This window comes from Streptomyces sp. NPDC002130 (assembly GCF_040296465.1).
Classification (GTDB): domain Bacteria; phylum Actinomycetota; class Actinomycetes; order Streptomycetales; family Streptomycetaceae; genus Streptomyces.
In genome coordinates this window covers 18,861-34,090 of record NZ_JBEOXI010000018.1, presented here as the reverse complement: position 1 = coordinate 34,090, position 15,230 = coordinate 18,861, and the positions used below count along the sequence as shown (strand labels likewise).

The window sequence follows — 15,230 nt, the reverse complement described above, 5'->3', positions numbered from 1 at the left end:
GGCGGGCCGCGCGTCCATCCCCCCGTGGAAGGACGCGCGGACCGGGATCAGGGGAGGCGGCGGGCCAGCAGGAGGAAGGCGGCGGCCGTCGCGGTGCCGGCCACGGCCAGCAGGAGGCCGGTCTCCACGTACTGGAGCGGCCAGAAGTGGGACTGCGGGTGGAACGTGGCGTGGCTGATCTGGACGCCGTGGGGCATGGGGGTGTCCCAGGTGACCTGGAAGGCCGAGCGGGGGAGTTCGATGCTGCCGGGCGCGATGCGGCTGACGGTCGGCCAGAGGTCCTCGCGGTGCCGTTCCAGGAGGCTGTGGAGGAGCAGGGAGGCGGCGAGGGCCACCCCCGTGGCGGGCAGGGCCCAGCGCCACACCAGTCCGGCGAGGGCGCCGAGGGCGAGTCCGGCCAGGGCGTAGGCCACGGCCACCGGGCCCGTCGACACGAACGCGTCCGGGTAGTACCAGTCGCCGACCAGGTTGGGATCGCCGTCCCCGCGTGCCCAGACGTTCAGCAGCACGAGCGCGCCGGTGCCGGCGGCGAGCAGCGCGGCCGGGGCGGCCAGTTTCGCGGTCAGCCACCGCAGGGGGCCGACGGACTGGGTCCAGGCCAGCTGGGCGGTGCCGCTCTCCAGTTCGCGGCCGACGAGGGCGCCGCCCGCCCAGGCGGCCACGGGGAACATCACCCAGGACAGGGCGGTGGCGAGCACGGCGATGCCGTTCGCGTACACCTCGTCGGTGGTGATCGCCTCGACCGCCGCGCAGGAGGGGAGCCGGTCCGTGGGGGGCGTGGCGCAGGCGCTCATGCCCGCCCGGGCCTCGTCCTCGAGAGAGTGCAGCCAGATCAGGGCGGCGGTCGCGGCGGCCAGGGCCAGCAGCGACAGGACGAGGGCCGTGCGGTGGGTCCGCAGCACCGCCCGCAGCAGGCCGCCCCGGTGGCGGGCGGGGCGGGCGGCGGGGGCGGTCGCCGCGGTGAGGGCGGTCATACGGCGGCTCCCGTGCGGCGGCGCAGCAGGACGAAGGCGGTCGCGGCCGCCAGGGCGGCGACGGCGAGGAGGAGGCCGGTCTCCATGAGCTGGAGGGGCCAGAAGTGGGAGGCCGGGTGGTAGTCGGCGTAGTAGTGGGTGATGCCGTTTCTGGCGTCGCAGCCGGGCTCGCCCGAGCATGCCGGGATCGGGACGCGGGCACCGGAGGCGGTCAGGGCGCCGGTCTCGACGATCATGCTGTCGAGGCCGGGGGTGCCGTCGTCCAGGCTGGTCACGACCGTCTTCACCGGCCACAGGCGCGGGCGCAGTTCGTCGACGACGTAGACGAGTGACACGACGGCCAGGACCGCGACGCCGAGGGCGGGCAGCGTCCGGCGCAGCAGCAGGCCCGCCAGGACGCCGAGGGCCAGGGCGGCGAGGGCCTGGGCGGCGGCGATGGTGCCGTTGAGCTCGAAGACGCCGTCGTCGTGCCACGCGCGCCAGCCCATGACGGTGATCAGGGCACGGTCCGACGACCACAGCACGCGGTGCAGCAGCGTCAGCGTGAGCGTGCCCGTCACGAGCAGCAGGGCCGGAACCGCGAGCTTGGCGGCGAGCCAGCGGGCCGGGCTGACCGACTGGGTCCAGGCGAGCCGGGCGGTGCCGTTCTCCAGTTCGCGGCCGATGAGGGCGCCGCCCGCCCAGGCCCCGGTGAGCAGCGGGAGGAGCCCGACGAGGCCGATGCCGACCGCCACGGCCGTCTGGTACCGGCTGTTCGCGGGGCCGGGGGAGTCGCAGCCCAGGTTCGGGCGGGGCTGGTCGCAGCCCATGTCCGTGTACTCGGCCCAGGCGGCGTCCGCGCCCGGGCCCATCGCCCACAGCAGCGCTCCGGCGGCCACCGCCACCAGACCCAGCCAGAACAGCAGCGCCGTGCGGTGCAGCCGGAGCATGGCCAGGAGCAGGCCGCGCGACGGCGAGGCGGGCCGGGTGACGGCGGGTGCGCTCACGGTGTCGAGGGCGGTCATACGGCGGCCTCCCGCGCGTCGAGCAGGAGCGGCGGGGCGTCGGGGGAGCGCAGGTGGGCCAGGACGACTTCCTCCAGGGACGGGCGGTCGCCCTGGAAACCGTCGCCCAGGGGGCCCGCGGGCCGGACCAGGGCGGTGAGCTGGCGGCCGGTGGTGCGCGACTCGACCACCGTGTGCGGGTCGAGGGCGTCGCCCGCCCGGCCCGTGACCAGGGTGTGCGCGGCGAGCAGGTCGTCGAGCGGCCCGGCCAGCCGGACGCGGCCCGAGCCGAGCAGCAGCAGGTGGTCGCAGGAGCCCTCCAGCTCAGCGACGACGTGCGAGGACATGACAACCGTGGTGCCGTGTTCGGCGGCGTCGGCCATGAGCGTGGCCGTCAGCTGGTGCCGGGCGAGCGGGTCGAGGTCGGCCATCGGCTCGTCCAGCAGCAGCAGTTCGGGGCGCTTGCCGAGGGCGAGGGCGAGTGCGACGCGGGTGCGCTGGCCGCCGGAGAGCGCCCGGATCTTCGTGTCGGGGTCGAGGTCGCCCTCCGCGACGATCCGCTCGGCGGTCCGGGCGTCCCAGCGCCGGGGGTTGAGGTCGCGGCCCATCCGCAGGGTCCCGGCGATGGTGAGCTGGGAGTACAGGGGCTTGTTCTGGGCGACGTAGGAGAGGCGCTCGCGGGCCGCGGCCGGGGTGGTGCCGAGCACGCTGATGCTGCCCTCGGTGGGGCGGAGCAGCCCGGCCGCCAGGGCGAGCAGGGTGGACTTGCCGGCGCCGTTCGGGCCGGTGAGGGCGCAGACGCGGCCCGCGGGGAGCCGGAAGGCGCAGCCGTCCAGGGCCGGAGCGCGGCGTCGCCCGAACCTCCTGCCCAGCCCCGCCGCCTCGATGGCGGTGTCGGTCATGCGTCCCCCTTGAAGTCTGCGAAATGCGCGTCGAGTACGGAAGTGAAGAGGGCGGCCACGTCCTCGCGCTCCAGGCCGGCTTCGCGGGCCCGGGCCGCCCAGGCGTCCAGGTCGGCGCGCAGCGGGGAGTCGGCGGGGGCGGTGCTCAGGGCCTTGCGGACGAACGTGCCCAGTCCGCGGCGGGCCTCGACCAGGCCCTCGCGCTCCAGCTCCCGGTAGGCCTTGAGGACCGTGTTCGGGTTGATGGCGGTGGCCTCCACCACCTCACGGGCCGTCGGGAGCTTGTCGCCCGGCTCCAGCAGGCCCAGGCGCAGGGCCTGTTTGGTCTGCTGGACGATCTGGACGTAGGTGGCCACGCCGCTGCGCCGGTCGATGCGGTACTCGACCACTGCTGCACCACCCTTTCACTAATTGAGTAGTGAAAGGGTGGTGCAGGGGAGTGGTGAAAGTCAAGCGTGCTTCGTGAACCGTTCGGGCCGGGCCGTCCGATGAGGAGACGTGAGCGATACGAGAAGCGACGGGGAGCTGCTGCGGGCCATAGCCGCGGACGCCGACCGGCGTGCCTTCGAGGAGCTGTACCGGCGCTACGCGCCATGGCTCCGGGCCCGGTTGCGGGGGCGGTGCGCCGACCTCGGGGTCGTCGACGACGTGGTGCAGGAGACGTTCCTCGCGGTGTGGCGCGGCACGGCCCGCCACCGGCAGGAGGGCCACTCCCCGGACGCGGCCGGATGGCTGTGGCGCATCGCCTCGCGGCGGCTGGTGGACGCGCTGCGGGGCGACGGGGCGCGGGGGCGGCTGCGGCAGGCCCTGGCGCGTCTGCGGCACCGGGACGAGGTGTCGGCGGAGGAACGCGTGCTCGCGGGGGTGGAGCACGGAGACCTCGCCGGGGCGCTGGTCCGGCTGTCGCCGGAGCTGCGGGCGGTGCTGCAGGCGACCGTCATCGACGGGCTGACCACCCGTGAGGCGGCCGTGCTGCTCGGGATACCGCCCGGGACGGTCAAGACGCGGGCGATGCGGGCCCGGAAGCAGTTGCGGGAGGCCCTGGCATGAGCTGGCACGTGTCCGAAGAGGACCTGCGCGCGTATGCGCGAGGGGAGTTGCAGCCCCCCGCGCTCTGGTCCGCCGATACCCATCTGACCTCCTGCGCGCCGTGCCGTGCGGTGCTGGCCGAGGTCAGCGATCCCGTCGCCCTCGATGCCGGCTGGGACCGGCTCGACGCCGAACTGGACGCGCCCCGGACGGGATTGCTGGAGAGGCTGCTCGTGCGGGCCGGGGTGGCCGGGCACACCGCGCGGCTGCTGGCGGCGACGCCGGTGCTGCGGCGGTCCTGGCTCGGGGCGGTCGTCGCCGTGCTGCTGCTGAGCGTGGCGGCCGGGCACGCCGTGCGCGGCGGGGAGTTCCCCACGCTGTTCCTGGCCCTCGCGCCGCTGCTGCCGCTGGCCGGGGTGGCGTTGTCGTACGGGCCCGCGCTGGATCCGACGTACGAGATGGCCGTCGTCGCGCCGATGCACGGGTTCCGGCTGCTGATGATCCGGACCGTGGCCGTGCTGGCCGTCGTGCTCGCGCTGAACGGCCTGGCGACCCTCGCCCTGCCCGCCTACGGGCTGCGGGCGCTGGCCTGGCTGCTGCCCGGGCTGGCGCTGACGGCGACCGGACTCGCGCTGATGCCCCGTCTCGGCCCGGTGCTCGCACCGTCCCTGGTGGGCGGGGCGTGGGCCGGGCTGCTGCTGGCGGCCGACGTGCTGCGGGCCGGGGCGGACGTGCCGCTCGCGCCGTTCACCGCGGCCGGGCAGGGCGTGGCGGCGGTCGTCGCCGCGCTCGCCGCCGGGCTGCTCTTCCTGCTTCGTGACCGATTCGACCTCTTCCAGGGACGTGCCGTATGACCACGACCGTGTCCGCCTCCGGGCTGAGCCTCCGCTACGGCGGTACCCGGGCCCTCGACGACGTGTCGGTGCGGCTGACCGCCGGCGTCACCGGGCTGCTCGGCCCCAACGGCGCCGGCAAGACCACGCTGCTGAGGGTGCTCGCCACGGCCCTGCCCGCCGACCGGGGGGCCTTCACCGTGCTCGGGCACGACCCGGGCACCGCCCGGGGCCGCCAGGAGGTGCGGCGCCGGCTGGGCTATCTGCCCCAGACCCCGGGCTTCCACCCGGACTTCACCGCCTTCGAGTTCGTCGACTACGTGGCGATCCTGAAGGAGATGACCGGCCGGGCCGCCCGGCACCGCGAGGTGCGGCGGGTGCTCGACGAGGTCGGCCTGGCGGACGTGCGGGGCAAGCGGATCCGCAAGCTGTCCGGAGGCATGCGGCAGCGCGTCGCCCTGGGAGCAGCCCTCGTCGGCGATCCCGGGTTCCTGGTGCTCGACGAGCCGACCGTCGGTCTTGACCCCGAACAGCGCATGCGGTTCCGGGAGCTGATCGCGGAAGCCGGGCAGGGGCGGACGGTGCTGCTGTCCACCCACCAGACGGAGGACGTGGCGATGCTCTGCCACCGCGTGGTGGTCATGGCCGGTGGCCGGGTGCGGTTCGAGGGCACCCCGGCCGAGCTGACCGAGCGGGCCGCGGGGCGCGTGTGGAGCAGCACCGAGCGGGCCCCCGGGGCGAAGGCGGGGTGGCGCACGGGGACCGGCACCTTCCGGAACGTGGGGGACCCGCCGCCCGGCGCCGAACTGCTCGAACCCACCCTGGAGGACGGCTACCTGCTCACGCTCGACGGCACCGCAGCGGAGGTGGCGGCATGACCGCGGTGGCGGAGAAACCGGCCGTCTCCGGGATGCGGGAGGAGCGGGGCGGGGCCCGGAAGGCCGTGTTCGCCCTGGCCGTGTTCGAGTCGCGCCGGCTGCTGACCCGGATCCCGGTGCTGGTGGCCTTCGCCGTCTACCTCGCCTGGACCGTGTGGCGCGGCGGGAGGGCGTGGGGCGACTACCCGGCCCTCCAGGACGCCGACCGGGCCACCCAGGGCGCGCCGATGCTCATCGGCCTCGCGGTCCTGCTGTCCGTCAACCTCGCCGCCCTGCGCTCCCGGCGGCACGACACGGAACGGCACCTCGCGGTGCTGGTACTCCCGCAGTGGCGCCGTACGGCCGCCCACGCCCTGTCGGTCGTGGCGGTGGCCCTGCTCACTGCCGTGTGCGTGGCCGGGCAGTTCGGCCGGGAGGCGCTGCGGCCCGGCGCGATCGGGCACGGGTCGGTGGGCGAACTGCTCGTCGGCCCGCTGACCGTGCTGCTGTTCGGGCTGTTCGGGCTGCTCCTGGCAGGGCTGGTGCGGTCCGCTCTGGCCGCGCCGCTACTGGTGGTGCTCTTCCTGTTCTTCTTCCTCTTCCTCTCGGGCATGAACTACGGGGCGAGGTGGCTGCTGCCGGCGGTCGAGGAGGCGTCCCCCAACACCCTGCCGTCGGACCTGATGGGCCGGCCGGCCGCCTGGCACGCCCTGTACCTGGCCGGACTCGGCCTGTGCCTCGGACTGCTGGCGGTGCTCTTGGCCGGTGCCCGCAAGCCGGCCGTGTTCGCCGGTGTCGCCGGGGCGCTCGCCATGACGCTGGTCGGCGGAGTGGCCCAGTCGGCGGGCGACTCCCCCGAGCTGGTCGAGGCACGCGAACGCGCCACCGTGCACCCCGAGCAGGTGCAGTCCTGTGTTCGCCGGGACGGATCGACGTACTGCGCGTTCCCCGAGTGGGCGCCACGGGTGGCGGACTGGGCCGGGGTGGTCCACCGGGTCCGGTCCCTGGCCGGGGGCAGCGCCCACGAGCAGGACCTCGTCGTACGGCAGCGGATCGAAGCGCGCTACGGCCTATCCAGTGACTCCGCTCTGGCCTCGCTGGAGCGTCCGCACGAGGTGACGGTGGGCACCGGGTGGGGCGGCAATCGCGTCCCCGAGTTCTCCGCGGCCGTGGCCGGTGTGCTGATCGCGGGCGACGAGAAGGCCGCGACCTCGATCTGCGACGGCCGCATGGTCCCCCTGATGTGGCTGGCCGTGGGCTGGGAGTCCGAGCCGCTCGACGCGCTGCGCCGCGTCCGCCTCGACGACACCGTCACCGGCTCCGCCTACGTGCTCCAGCCCACCGAGGGCCTGTACATGACCGAGGCCCAGACCGAGGTGCTGCGGTCACTGCTCGACCTGCCCCGCGGTGAGGCCGGAGCGCGGGTCAAGGACCACTGGCGCGAACTGACCGCACCGAAGGTCACCACGGCCCGGGCCGCCGAGCTGCTGGGCCTGCCCGCGCCCGAGGGGAAGGACAAGTGCTCGTGATCCGGCAGCTGGTGTTCCCCGTCCACCGGACGGTGCCGTGGGCGGCGATCGGCGCGGCCGGGGCGGCGGGACTGCTGCTCGCCGCGCTGACCCGGACCGGCGAGACGGCCGAACGGCTCTCCCTGTACCTGCTGCGGGCCGCGATCCTCGCCTTCGCGGTGGGCCTGGCCTTCCTCCTGGACGACCCGGCCCGGCACACCACGTCCACCGTGCCGACCCCGCGCCCGGTCCGCATCGCCCTGCGCACGGCCCTCGTCGTCCCGGCCGCGGCGGCCTGGTGGACGGTCGCGCTGCTGCTCGTGCCGCCGGACGCACGGCCCCCGGTCGGTGATCTCACGCTGGAGGCGGGGGCGGCCCTCGTCCTGGCGGTGGCCGCGGCGGCGGCCGCGATGCGCTTCAGCGAGGTCACCCGGCCCGGACTGCCGGTCACGGGCGGACTGTTGACCACAGCCGTCCTGGCCATGCTGTTCTGGCCCGGCCGCTGGGCCCTGTTCGTGCCGGTGGAGGACGAGCGGTGGGCGGCGGCGCACGAGCGGTGGGCCGTGGTGCTGGGCGGCGCCGTGCTCCTCGGCGCGGTGTGCGCGGTGGAGCCCCTGGGGCGGCGGGTCCGGCGCTAGCGGCACCGGAGCACATCGAGCGGTTGTGCAGAGGGCCGTTCCCGGCCGTGTTCGTCGGTGTCTCCGTGCCGTCCCACAACCCAGGGTTGTGCGGCTAGTCTGCCCATCGTGGACCTCAAAGCCGTACGCGCCTTCGTCGCGATCGCCGACTCCGGGCAGTTCCAGAGGGCCGCCGTGGATCTCGCCCTGACCCAGCAGGCCGTCTCCAAGCGGATCGCCGCGCTGGAGAAGGACCTCGGGGTGCGGCTGCTGGTCCGGACGCCGCGCGGGGCGGAGCTCACGATCGACGGGCAGGCCCTGCTGCCGCACGCCCGGGTCCTGCTCCAGGCCGAGGAACGGGCGTCGGCCGCCGTGCGGCCCGGGAGCCGGGCGCTGCGGGTGGACGTCGTGGGACGCCGGGCCGCCACCGGCGGGCTGGTGCAGGAATTCCACCGGGCGCACCCGGAGACCGCGCTGGACATCGTCACGCTCTTCGATGTGGAGACGGCCGTGGCCGCCGTGCGGGACGGGGCCGTCGACGCCACCTTCCGTGCCGTCACCATGCCCGGGCACAGGCTCCCCGACGGCATCGCCGCCCTCCCGGTCCTCGACGAGCCGATGCACCTGTGCGTCGGCCCCGACCATCCGTTCGCCCGGGCGCCCTGGGTGACGCCGGCACAACTGGCCGGGCACCGGATCTGGATGCCGGGCAACGTGCCCGGCACCGAGTGGCACGCCTACTACGAGGCGCTGGCCGCCGAGTTCGGGCCGGTCATCGACACCATCGGGCCCAACTTCGGCCTGGAAGCGCTGCTCGACACCATCGCCGGTTCCCCGACCGTGGCGACCTTCCTCAGCGATCGCACCCCGCACGTCTGGCCCGTGGGCCACGACCTGCGGCTCGTCCCCCTGCGCGACCCGGCCCCGGTCTACCCGCACTCCCTGCTCTGGCGCACGGGCAACCCGCACCCCGGCCTGACGGCACTGCGCGAGCACCTGACGGCGACCCGCCCGCGACCACCCGAGGGCGAACTCTGGCGGCCGTCGTGGGCGGAGCGACCAGGGCCCGAGGTCTGAGCAGAGCGAAACTGTCGGGGCCACTCGCTTCTTGGCCAGTGTCGTGCCTCCGCGAGCCGAGTAAAGGGCGCTACGCGTCGGCTTCGCCGATGGCCCTGCGGGCCACCCTTGACTCGACTCGCTCCAGCACGGCAGAGAAGCGAGCGAGCGGCCCGGAAACACGAGTGGCCGGCGCCGTGTGCGATCAACGCCCCGTCGCACCGCACCCGGCGTCAGCGCGCGGTCGCGCCTCGCCTGCACGCCAGGTGGCCTCGGCGGCGAGCGGCGGCGGTGGGGGATGGGAACAAGAGGGGCGGTATCCCCGGCATTTGGAGCGGATGGGCCACTAGCGGGAGCAGATGCGCTGGTGAGCGCTGGACAGTCGACCCAAGCCCTCCATTTGCCCCGCCTACGCTCCTATGAGCCGCCACAACTCCGCCACGCCCCCGCACTCCCACCCACCGCTTGCCGCTGAACGAGCCGGCGTGCTGGCGAGGCGCGCCCGCGCACCCCCTGGCCGATCGCCGAAGGCGACGCGAAGCGCCCTTGAGGCTGGCCGTGGAAGCACGACACTGGCAAGGAAGCGGGCGGCCCCGACGGTCAGTTGGTGACGTAGTCGAGGAACGACGCCCAAGGGCTCGCGCCGAACACGAGTATCGGGCCCTGCGGCTGCTTGGTGTCGCGGACCGGGATCATGCCGGGGCAGTTGTCGGCGACCTCGACGCAGTTGTTGTCTCCCCCGTCGCTGTAGGACGACTTGCGCCACACAGCGGTGGTGAGGTCGCGGGTGCTCGTCATGATCTGTGCTCCTCCAGTACGCCCCTGATGAACGCGAGCGAGTCCGACGGGGACAACGCCAGGTCGCGAAGCCGATCGTAGGACGATCGCTCTCGAAGAACCTCGTCCGGATCTTCGATCAGCCGACCACCGCTGTTGCCTTCCGTGTAGGCAACGGCGCTTCCGCTCCTCTGCCAGAGCAGCGTCAGCGATCCGTTCATATGGTGATGCGCACCCGCCGAGAACGGCAGTACCTGGAGCGCCAAGTTGGGCCACAGCGCGGCGGCCTCAAGGTGAAGCAGCTGGTCGTGCCACGTCTTGCCCCGGGCAGCAGGACGTCGGAGCGCGAACTCGTCCACGATGATCCGGACCTCGGGCTCCGGTTTCTGCCCCAGCACAGACTGCCGTCCGAGCCGCGCGGCTACTTGCTCCTCGACAGCCTCGTCACCCTCAGCCGTTGTCTGAGCGCCAGACAACACCCCACGAGCGAAGTCCTCGGTCTGCAGCAGCCCGGGAATCCCCGGCGAGAACTTCCACATGATCCGCGCCGTCGCCTCCAGCGCCATGAACTCCTTGTACTGATCCTTGAACGCATCCAGCCGAGCCGCCTTCCAGTGGCTCAACAGCAGGTCACCCGTGCCGTAGTACCCGTCCAGGTCCTCCATGACCGTCACCTTGGAGAGCCGCTCGCCCGACTCCAGCCGGCTCAGATAGCTCTTCTCGTAACCGGTCTCGTCGGCCAGCTGCCCCAGTGACTTCCCGGCCTTCTCCCGCAGGACCTTCAGCGTCTGCCCGAGCATCACCCGCCCGGAAACCGGCTCCGCGTCAACCTTCTCGCCCACGTCACCCCTCCCCGTTGTCTGCGCGCCAGACAACACCGGACCTCTTCCGCAGCGTACGTGCGATGAGTGACGATCGAGGCACGAACGGTGATCACCGCTCGTCAGCCCCGCCTTCCCTCCCCCTGCCCTGAGAAGGGACGCCTCCGTGCGCCTGCGTATCGCCGAACTCTGCGAGTTCCTGCTGCTCGCCCTCCTGCGGAGCCTGCTGCCCGCGCGGGGGCGTCATCGAGCGGTGTCGGTCCGGCGGTCGTATGCGCTGCCCCATTCCCCGCCGGTCCCCGGCCCGTGGCCCCCGGAACCGCTGCTCATGGACGGCCCGCTCGTCCGGCCGTACCTGCGCGCCGAGGAGGTGTTCGTATGATGCTGCTCCCCTGGACCGGGACCGACGGACGGCCCTGTTACCTCAGCACCGACGACCCCGACAGCCTCCTCTCCCGGCTCGCCGATGACATCGAGGCCGTTCAACTGGCCTCTGCGGAGCAGGTGCTCGCCGGCGCCAGGGCCGTACTCGGTGATGCCGGAGCCGGTGAGCGCGCGCTGCGTTTCGCGCTGGTCAGGGCGGTGGAGTCGCTGGGGGAGGTACTGCGCGTCGCGGCGAGCCGGGGCGAGCGCATCGCCCCATTGCGACGCCCTGACCCGGAACCTCCCGATGGCTCCGTCACGTCTCCGTCCGGTACATCAGATCCACCTCGTGCGTGGTGAACCCCAGCCGCTCGTACACCGACACCGCCGCCTGGTTGTCGGCGTCGACGTACAGCATCGCCGTCGGCAGCCCCTGCCCCGCGAGGTGCCGGAGCCCGATCGTGGTCAGGGACTTGCCGAGGCCGCCGCCCTGCGCGCCGGGGCCGACGCCGAGGACGTACACCTCGCCCAGGCCCTCCTCGGCGTGCACCTTGGTCCAGTGGAAGCCGACGAGTTCGTCGCCGCGGAAGGCGAGGAAGAAGCCCGCCGGGTCGAACCACGGCTCGGCCTTGCGGTCGTCCAGGTCGCGCTGGGTGAGGGAGCCCTGCTCGGGGTGGTGGGCGAAGGCGGCGGCGTTCACCGCGAGCCACGCCGCGTCGTCCTTGCCGGGGACGAAGGCACGGACCGAGACGCCCTCGGGGAGCACCGGGTCGGGCGCGTCGAAGTCGGTCAACGTGCGCCGCATCTGGCGCAGTTCACGGAAGAGCGTGAGACCGAGGACCTGCGCGAGATGCCGGGCGGCGGAGTGCCCGCCGTGCGCCCACACCCGCAGCCGCTTCCCCGAGGCGGCCAGCAGGGCCGAGCCGAGCGCCCGCCCGTGCCCGTGTCCGCGATGCCCGGGATGCACCACCAGCTCGGCGGCCGGCGGCTCCACCGGGTCCGTGTCCTCCAGTTGGGCGTAACCGACGAGTTCCCCGCCGACGGTGAGCAGCAGATGGGACACGCCCTCCCGCTCTCCGCCGCGCAGCTGCAACCGGCCCTGTTCGGACACCGCCTGCTGCCCGTCGGTCCGGGCCGCCTCGTCGAGCAGCCCGAGCACGGCCTCGGTCTGCTCCGCGGAGAGGGCGGCAAGGGTCTCGATCGAGCGGGGGTGGCCCGGCCTCACGGTGTCGTCGCTGGTCATGCGTACGAGGGTACGGGGCACCACCGGCAAAACGGCGGCAAAGAAGCAACCAGGTCGTAACCCGGAAAGGCCTGTTGCGCTACGCGCGTTGACTCTAGGCTGCGCCGGACGACATCACTGTCCCAGCAGACCTACAGGGGGGCGTATGCCAGCCACTTCACCGGCGCACCCGGACCGCCGCAGACGTCGTACGAACCGTTTCGCCGCTCTCGCCGCCGGTGTCGTCACCGTCGGTGCGCTGGCCGCGGCCGGACTGCCCGGCTCGGCTTCCGCAGGGGAGGAGTCCAGCAAGGGCGGGTACGGCCACGGCCGCTACCAGGACGTCCAGCTGCTGTCCTTCAACGACCTGCACGGCAACCTGGAGCCGCCCGCCGGTTCCTCCGGCCGCGTCACCGAGACGCAGCCCGACGGGACGACCAAGACCATCGACGCCGGTGGTGTCGAGTACCTCGCCACGCACCTGCGGCAGGCCCGCAAGGGCGAGAAGTACTCCATCACGGCCGCCGGCGGCGACATGGTCGGAGCCTCCCCGCTGCTGTCCGGGCTGTTCCACGACGAGCCGACCATCGAGGCGCTGAACAAGCTCGACCTCGACGTCACCTCCGTCGGCAACCACGAGTTCGACGAGGGCGCCAAGGAGCTCGGCCGCCTCCAGAACGGCGGCTGCCACCCGAAGGACGGCTGCTACTCGGACCAGAAGTTCCAGGGCGCCGACTTCCCCTACCTCGCGGCCAACGTCCTCGACGAGAAGACGAAGAAGCCGATCCTCAAGCCCTACTGGGTGTGGAAGAAGAACGGCGTCAAGGTCGGCTTCATCGGCGTGACCCTGGAGGGCACCCCGGACATCGTCTCCGCCGAGGGCGTCAAGGGCCTCTCCTTCAAGGACGAGACCGAGACGATCAACAAGTACGCCAAGGTGCTGCAGAAGCAGGGCGTGAAGTCGATCGTCGCGCTCATCCACGAGGGCGGCTTCCCGGCGTCGACGTCGTACAACTACGACTGTGACTCCCCGGGCGCGGGCGACGGCATCTCCGGCCCGATCGTCGACATCGCCAAGAACGTCACGCCGCAGGTGGACGCGCTGGTCACCGGCCACACCCACAACGCGTACGTGTGCAGCATCGCCGACCCGGCGGGCAAGCCCCGCATGGTCACCTCGGCCGCCTCCTTCGGCCGCCTCTACACCGACACGACGCTGACGTACGACCGCAGGACCGGCGACATCGCCCGTACGGCCGTGAAGTCCGCGAACCGCGTGGTCACCCGGGACGTCCCCAAGGCGCCCGACATGACCGAGCTGATCAGCAAGTGGAACACGCTGGCCGCGCCCATCGGCAACCGCGCGATCGGCTGGATCTCCGGCGACATCGGCAACACCGGCACCGAGTCCCCGCTCGGCGATCTCATCGCCGACGCCCAGCTCGCGCACGGCAAGCAGCTCGACCCGGAGACCGACCTCGCGCTGATGAACCCGGGCGGTATCCGCGCCCCGCTGACCTACGCGGCCAAGGGCGCCGAGGGCGACGGTGTCGTCACCTATGCCGAGGGCTTCACGGTCCAGCCGTTCGCGAACACCGTGAACCTCCAGGACTTCACGGGCGCGCAGCTGATCCAGGTGCTCAAGGAGCAGGTGTCCGGCCCGAACGCGGCGGCCCCGAAGGTCCTCCAGGTCTCGTCCGGCCTGACCTACACGCTGGACCTCACCAAGTCCGGCGCCGACCGGGTGGTCACGGACAGCATCAAGCTGAACGGCTCGGCCATCGACCCGGCGGCCACCTACCGTGTCGCGACGAACAGCTTCCTCGCGGGCGGCGGTGACGGCTTCCCGACCCTCGGCCAGGGCACGAACGACGTCGTCGGCGCCGACGACCTGACCGCGCTGGAGCAGTACCTGGCGGCCAACTCCTCGGCGTCGAACCCGATCGCGCCGCCGAAGGCGGACCGGATCACGATCGTGAAGTAGGTCGCATACCGGGGGTTCGAGTTGCGGGTGGGGGCGGTGCGCATGGTCGGATGGATCGATGCGTACCCCCCACCACCTCGATGCGCATCCCCGTCCGAACCCGTACGAGGAGCTCGCCGCCCTCGACGACGGGCCTCTGGAGGAAACCCCTCTGGAGGAGTTCCTCCCGGAGGAACGCACTGCGGGCGCCGAGGACGCCTGGGCCCCGCCGGACCATCGCCGCGGCGGCAAGCGGCGTCGGAAGAATCGTTTCGCTGGCTTGCCGTTCGCGATGAAGGCCGTCGTCGGCCTGGTCGTCCTCGCCTCGTTCGCCGCCCTCGGCGACCGCTGGGCGGTGCTCTACGCCGAGCACCGGGCCGCCGACACCCTCAAGGACCGCCTCGACCTGGCCGCCGCGCCCGAGGTGGAGATCGGCGGCTTCCCCTTCCTCACCCAGCTCGCCGGCAAGCGGCTGGAGTCGGTGAAGCTGACCGTCCCGGACGTCGCCGCCGACCGCGTCTCGCTCGCGAAGGTGTCGGCCACGGCCCATGACGTGACGCTCAACGCCGACGGGCTGACGTCCGTGCGCGGCGCCGACGTCCCCCGGTTCGACGGGGACGTCCTGCTGTCCTTCGAGGACCTGAACCGTGAACTCGGCGCCTCCCAGGTCACTTTCACCGGCGAGGGCCGGGACCGGGTGCGGGCGCGCGGCACCCTGCCGGTCGCCGGGCACGACCTGAAGCTGCGGGCCGAGGCCCGGATCCAGCGGCAGGGCGAGCGGGGCATCGCCACGGAGATCGGCGGCATGCGCCTGGACATCGGTGACCTGGCGACCTACCGCCCCGGCAAGCGCGCCTCGGAAGGGCTGCACCTGACGCCAGAGGCCTCCGCCGATCTGGCCCGGGAGACCCGGAAGGCCAAGGCCCTGCTGTCGGTCCCGGCCATCGTGCAGCGGATGGGCGTGCCCGAGGCGACCGTGAACCAGGCCCTGGCCGACGACGGCAAGCTCGCCGAGCTGACCGGCTCCCCGCGCTTCGCACGCCAGGCCGAACGCCTGAACCTCATCGACCTCGCCCTGGACAACCCCGACGTGCTCAAGAGCCTGGGCCTGGACCCCGCACTCCTCGGGGAGTTGTCGCGCCTGACGCGCCCGGTCCTGGCCGACCGGCTCGCGCTGGCCTTCGAACTGCCCAAGCCGGAGCAGGGAGGCGTGAAGCTGGAGGACGTACGGGTGGAGGAGGACGGCATCCGGGTGCGGCTGTCGGGCTCGGGGCTGACGGTGGGCTCCTAGCTGCAACGCCAGCTCGGCATCCCTGCTTTCTTGA

17 protein-coding genes are annotated in these 15,230 nt (G+C 73.0%); 10 read left to right on the top strand and 7 right to left on the bottom strand.

Annotation, left to right across the window (positions count from 1 at the left end; genetic code table 11):
• Positions 1-47: 47 nt before the first annotated feature.
• From ABT116_RS05665 to ABT116_RS05650, 4 genes are read right to left on the bottom strand one after another with little or no spacing between them, the layout of a single operon-like run.
• On the bottom strand, positions 48-974 hold the full coding sequence (locus tag ABT116_RS05665; protein ID WP_351628276.1) for an ABC-2 membrane transporter-related protein: 927 nt from the start codon (positions 972-974) through the stop codon (positions 48-50).
• Positions 971-1,978, bottom strand: coding sequence for an ABC-2 membrane transporter-related protein (locus tag ABT116_RS05660; protein ID WP_351628274.1), 1,008 nt, complete (start codon positions 1,976-1,978; stop codon positions 971-973). Before ABT116_RS05660 ends, ABT116_RS05665 begins: the two co-directional genes overlap by 4 nt.
• Positions 1,975-2,859 (bottom strand): ABC transporter ATP-binding protein, encoded by an 885-nt coding sequence (locus ABT116_RS05655; protein ID WP_351628271.1) that lies wholly within the window; start codon positions 2,857-2,859, stop codon positions 1,975-1,977. The genes ABT116_RS05660 and ABT116_RS05655 overlap by 4 nt, the downstream gene beginning before the upstream one ends.
• Positions 2,856-3,248 carry a GntR family transcriptional regulator gene (locus ABT116_RS05650; RefSeq protein ID WP_033312368.1) on the bottom strand — a complete coding sequence of 131 codons (393 nt, stop codon included), beginning with the start codon at positions 3,246-3,248 and terminating at the stop codon, positions 2,856-2,858. The genes ABT116_RS05655 and ABT116_RS05650 overlap by 4 nt, the downstream gene beginning before the upstream one ends.
• A gap of 109 nt (positions 3,249-3,357) precedes the next feature.
• On the opposite strand from ABT116_RS05650, the gene ABT116_RS05645 reads away from it, so the two are divergent.
• From ABT116_RS05645 to ABT116_RS05620, 6 genes are all read left to right on the top strand, one after another.
• Entirely contained in the window at positions 3,358-3,909 is a 552-nt protein-coding gene (locus tag ABT116_RS05645; RefSeq protein WP_351628267.1) for an RNA polymerase sigma factor, read from the top strand.
• Positions 3,906-4,742 carry a zf-HC2 domain-containing protein gene (locus ABT116_RS05640; RefSeq protein ID WP_351628264.1) on the top strand — a complete coding sequence of 279 codons (837 nt, stop codon included), beginning with the start codon at positions 3,906-3,908 and terminating at the stop codon, positions 4,740-4,742. The genes ABT116_RS05645 and ABT116_RS05640 overlap by 4 nt, the downstream gene beginning before the upstream one ends.
• Positions 4,739-5,599 (top strand): ABC transporter ATP-binding protein, encoded by an 861-nt coding sequence (locus tag ABT116_RS05635; protein ID WP_351628261.1) that lies wholly within the window; start codon positions 4,739-4,741, stop codon positions 5,597-5,599. Before ABT116_RS05640 ends, ABT116_RS05635 begins: the two co-directional genes overlap by 4 nt.
• Positions 5,596-7,107, top strand: coding sequence for an ABC transporter permease (locus ABT116_RS05630; RefSeq protein ID WP_351628259.1), 1,512 nt, complete (start codon positions 5,596-5,598; stop codon positions 7,105-7,107). Before ABT116_RS05635 ends, ABT116_RS05630 begins: the two co-directional genes overlap by 4 nt.
• Entirely contained in the window at positions 7,104-7,724 is a 621-nt protein-coding gene (locus ABT116_RS05625; protein WP_351628257.1) for an ABC transporter, read from the top strand. Before ABT116_RS05630 ends, ABT116_RS05625 begins: the two co-directional genes overlap by 4 nt.
• A 108-nt stretch (positions 7,725-7,832) precedes the next feature.
• Positions 7,833-8,780, top strand: a complete 948-nt coding sequence (locus ABT116_RS05620; protein ID WP_351628254.1) for a LysR family transcriptional regulator — start codon at positions 7,833-7,835, stop codon at positions 8,778-8,780.
• Positions 8,781-9,359: 579 nt separating this feature from the next.
• On the opposite strand, the gene ABT116_RS05615 is transcribed toward ABT116_RS05620, so the two are convergent.
• Together ABT116_RS05615 and ABT116_RS05610 are read right to left on the bottom strand one after the other, a co-directional pair.
• Complete coding sequence (locus tag ABT116_RS05615) at positions 9,360-9,557, bottom strand: DUF397 domain-containing protein (RefSeq protein ID WP_351628252.1); 198 nt, start codon at positions 9,555-9,557, stop codon at positions 9,360-9,362.
• The gene (locus ABT116_RS05610; RefSeq protein ID WP_351628250.1) at positions 9,554-10,378 is read right to left on the bottom strand and encodes a helix-turn-helix domain-containing protein; all 825 of its coding nucleotides are present in this window, start codon (positions 10,376-10,378) and stop codon (positions 9,554-9,556) included. The genes ABT116_RS05615 and ABT116_RS05610 overlap by 4 nt, the downstream gene beginning before the upstream one ends.
• A 145-nt stretch (positions 10,379-10,523) precedes the next feature.
• Between ABT116_RS05610 and ABT116_RS05605 the strand changes: the two genes are divergently transcribed.
• Both ABT116_RS05605 and ABT116_RS05600 read left to right on the top strand, forming a co-directional pair.
• Positions 10,524-10,739, top strand: coding sequence for a hypothetical protein (locus tag ABT116_RS05605; RefSeq protein WP_351628248.1), 216 nt, complete (start codon positions 10,524-10,526; stop codon positions 10,737-10,739).
• Complete coding sequence (locus ABT116_RS05600) at positions 10,736-11,080, top strand: hypothetical protein (RefSeq protein WP_351628245.1); 345 nt, start codon at positions 10,736-10,738, stop codon at positions 11,078-11,080. Before ABT116_RS05605 ends, ABT116_RS05600 begins: the two co-directional genes overlap by 4 nt.
• Here ABT116_RS05600 and mshD read toward each other — a convergent pair.
• Positions 11,037-11,963, bottom strand: a complete 927-nt coding sequence (gene mshD, locus ABT116_RS05595) for a mycothiol synthase (protein WP_351628242.1) — start codon at positions 11,961-11,963, stop codon at positions 11,037-11,039. The two genes, ABT116_RS05600 and mshD, sit on opposite strands and share 44 nt — an antisense overlap.
• A gap of 145 nt (positions 11,964-12,108) precedes the next feature.
• Between mshD and ABT116_RS05590 the strand changes: the two genes are divergently transcribed.
• Complete coding sequence (locus ABT116_RS05590; RefSeq protein ID WP_351628239.1) at positions 12,109-13,926, top strand: bifunctional metallophosphatase/5'-nucleotidase; 1,818 nt, start codon at positions 12,109-12,111, stop codon at positions 13,924-13,926.
• Positions 13,927-13,984: 58 nt separating this feature from the next.
• Positions 13,985-15,196 carry an LmeA family phospholipid-binding protein gene (locus ABT116_RS05585; protein ID WP_351628236.1) on the top strand — a complete coding sequence of 404 codons (1,212 nt, stop codon included), beginning with the start codon at positions 13,985-13,987 and terminating at the stop codon, positions 15,194-15,196.
• Positions 15,197-15,230 lie beyond the last annotated feature (34 nt).

What these genes read in the sequence shown, in the direction of transcription:
- mshD (WP_351628242.1), bottom strand. Translation starts at nt 11,963, where the DNA reads ATGACCAGCGACGACACCGTGAGGCCGGGCCACCCCCGCTCGATCGAG.
- ABT116_RS05630 (WP_351628259.1), top strand. Translation starts at nt 5,596, where the DNA reads ATGACCGCGGTGGCGGAGAAACCGGCCGTCTCCGGGATGCGGGAGGAG.
- ABT116_RS05615 (WP_351628252.1), bottom strand. Translation starts at nt 9,557, where the DNA reads ATGACGAGCACCCGCGACCTCACCACCGCTGTGTGGCGCAAGTCGTCC.
- ABT116_RS05640 (WP_351628264.1), top strand. Translation starts at nt 3,906, where the DNA reads ATGAGCTGGCACGTGTCCGAAGAGGACCTGCGCGCGTATGCGCGAGGG.
- ABT116_RS05655 (WP_351628271.1), bottom strand. Translation starts at nt 2,859, where the DNA reads ATGACCGACACCGCCATCGAGGCGGCGGGGCTGGGCAGGAGGTTCGGG.
- ABT116_RS05590 (WP_351628239.1), top strand. Translation starts at nt 12,109, where the DNA reads ATGCCAGCCACTTCACCGGCGCACCCGGACCGCCGCAGACGTCGTACG.
- ABT116_RS05665 (WP_351628276.1), bottom strand. Translation starts at nt 974, where the DNA reads ATGACCGCCCTCACCGCGGCGACCGCCCCCGCCGCCCGCCCCGCCCGC.
- ABT116_RS05660 (WP_351628274.1), bottom strand. Translation starts at nt 1,978, where the DNA reads ATGACCGCCCTCGACACCGTGAGCGCACCCGCCGTCACCCGGCCCGCC.
- ABT116_RS05585 (WP_351628236.1), top strand. Translation starts at nt 13,985, where the DNA reads ATGCGTACCCCCCACCACCTCGATGCGCATCCCCGTCCGAACCCGTAC.
- ABT116_RS05600 (WP_351628245.1), top strand. Translation starts at nt 10,736, where the DNA reads ATGATGCTGCTCCCCTGGACCGGGACCGACGGACGGCCCTGTTACCTC.
- ABT116_RS05635 (WP_351628261.1), top strand. Translation starts at nt 4,739, where the DNA reads ATGACCACGACCGTGTCCGCCTCCGGGCTGAGCCTCCGCTACGGCGGT.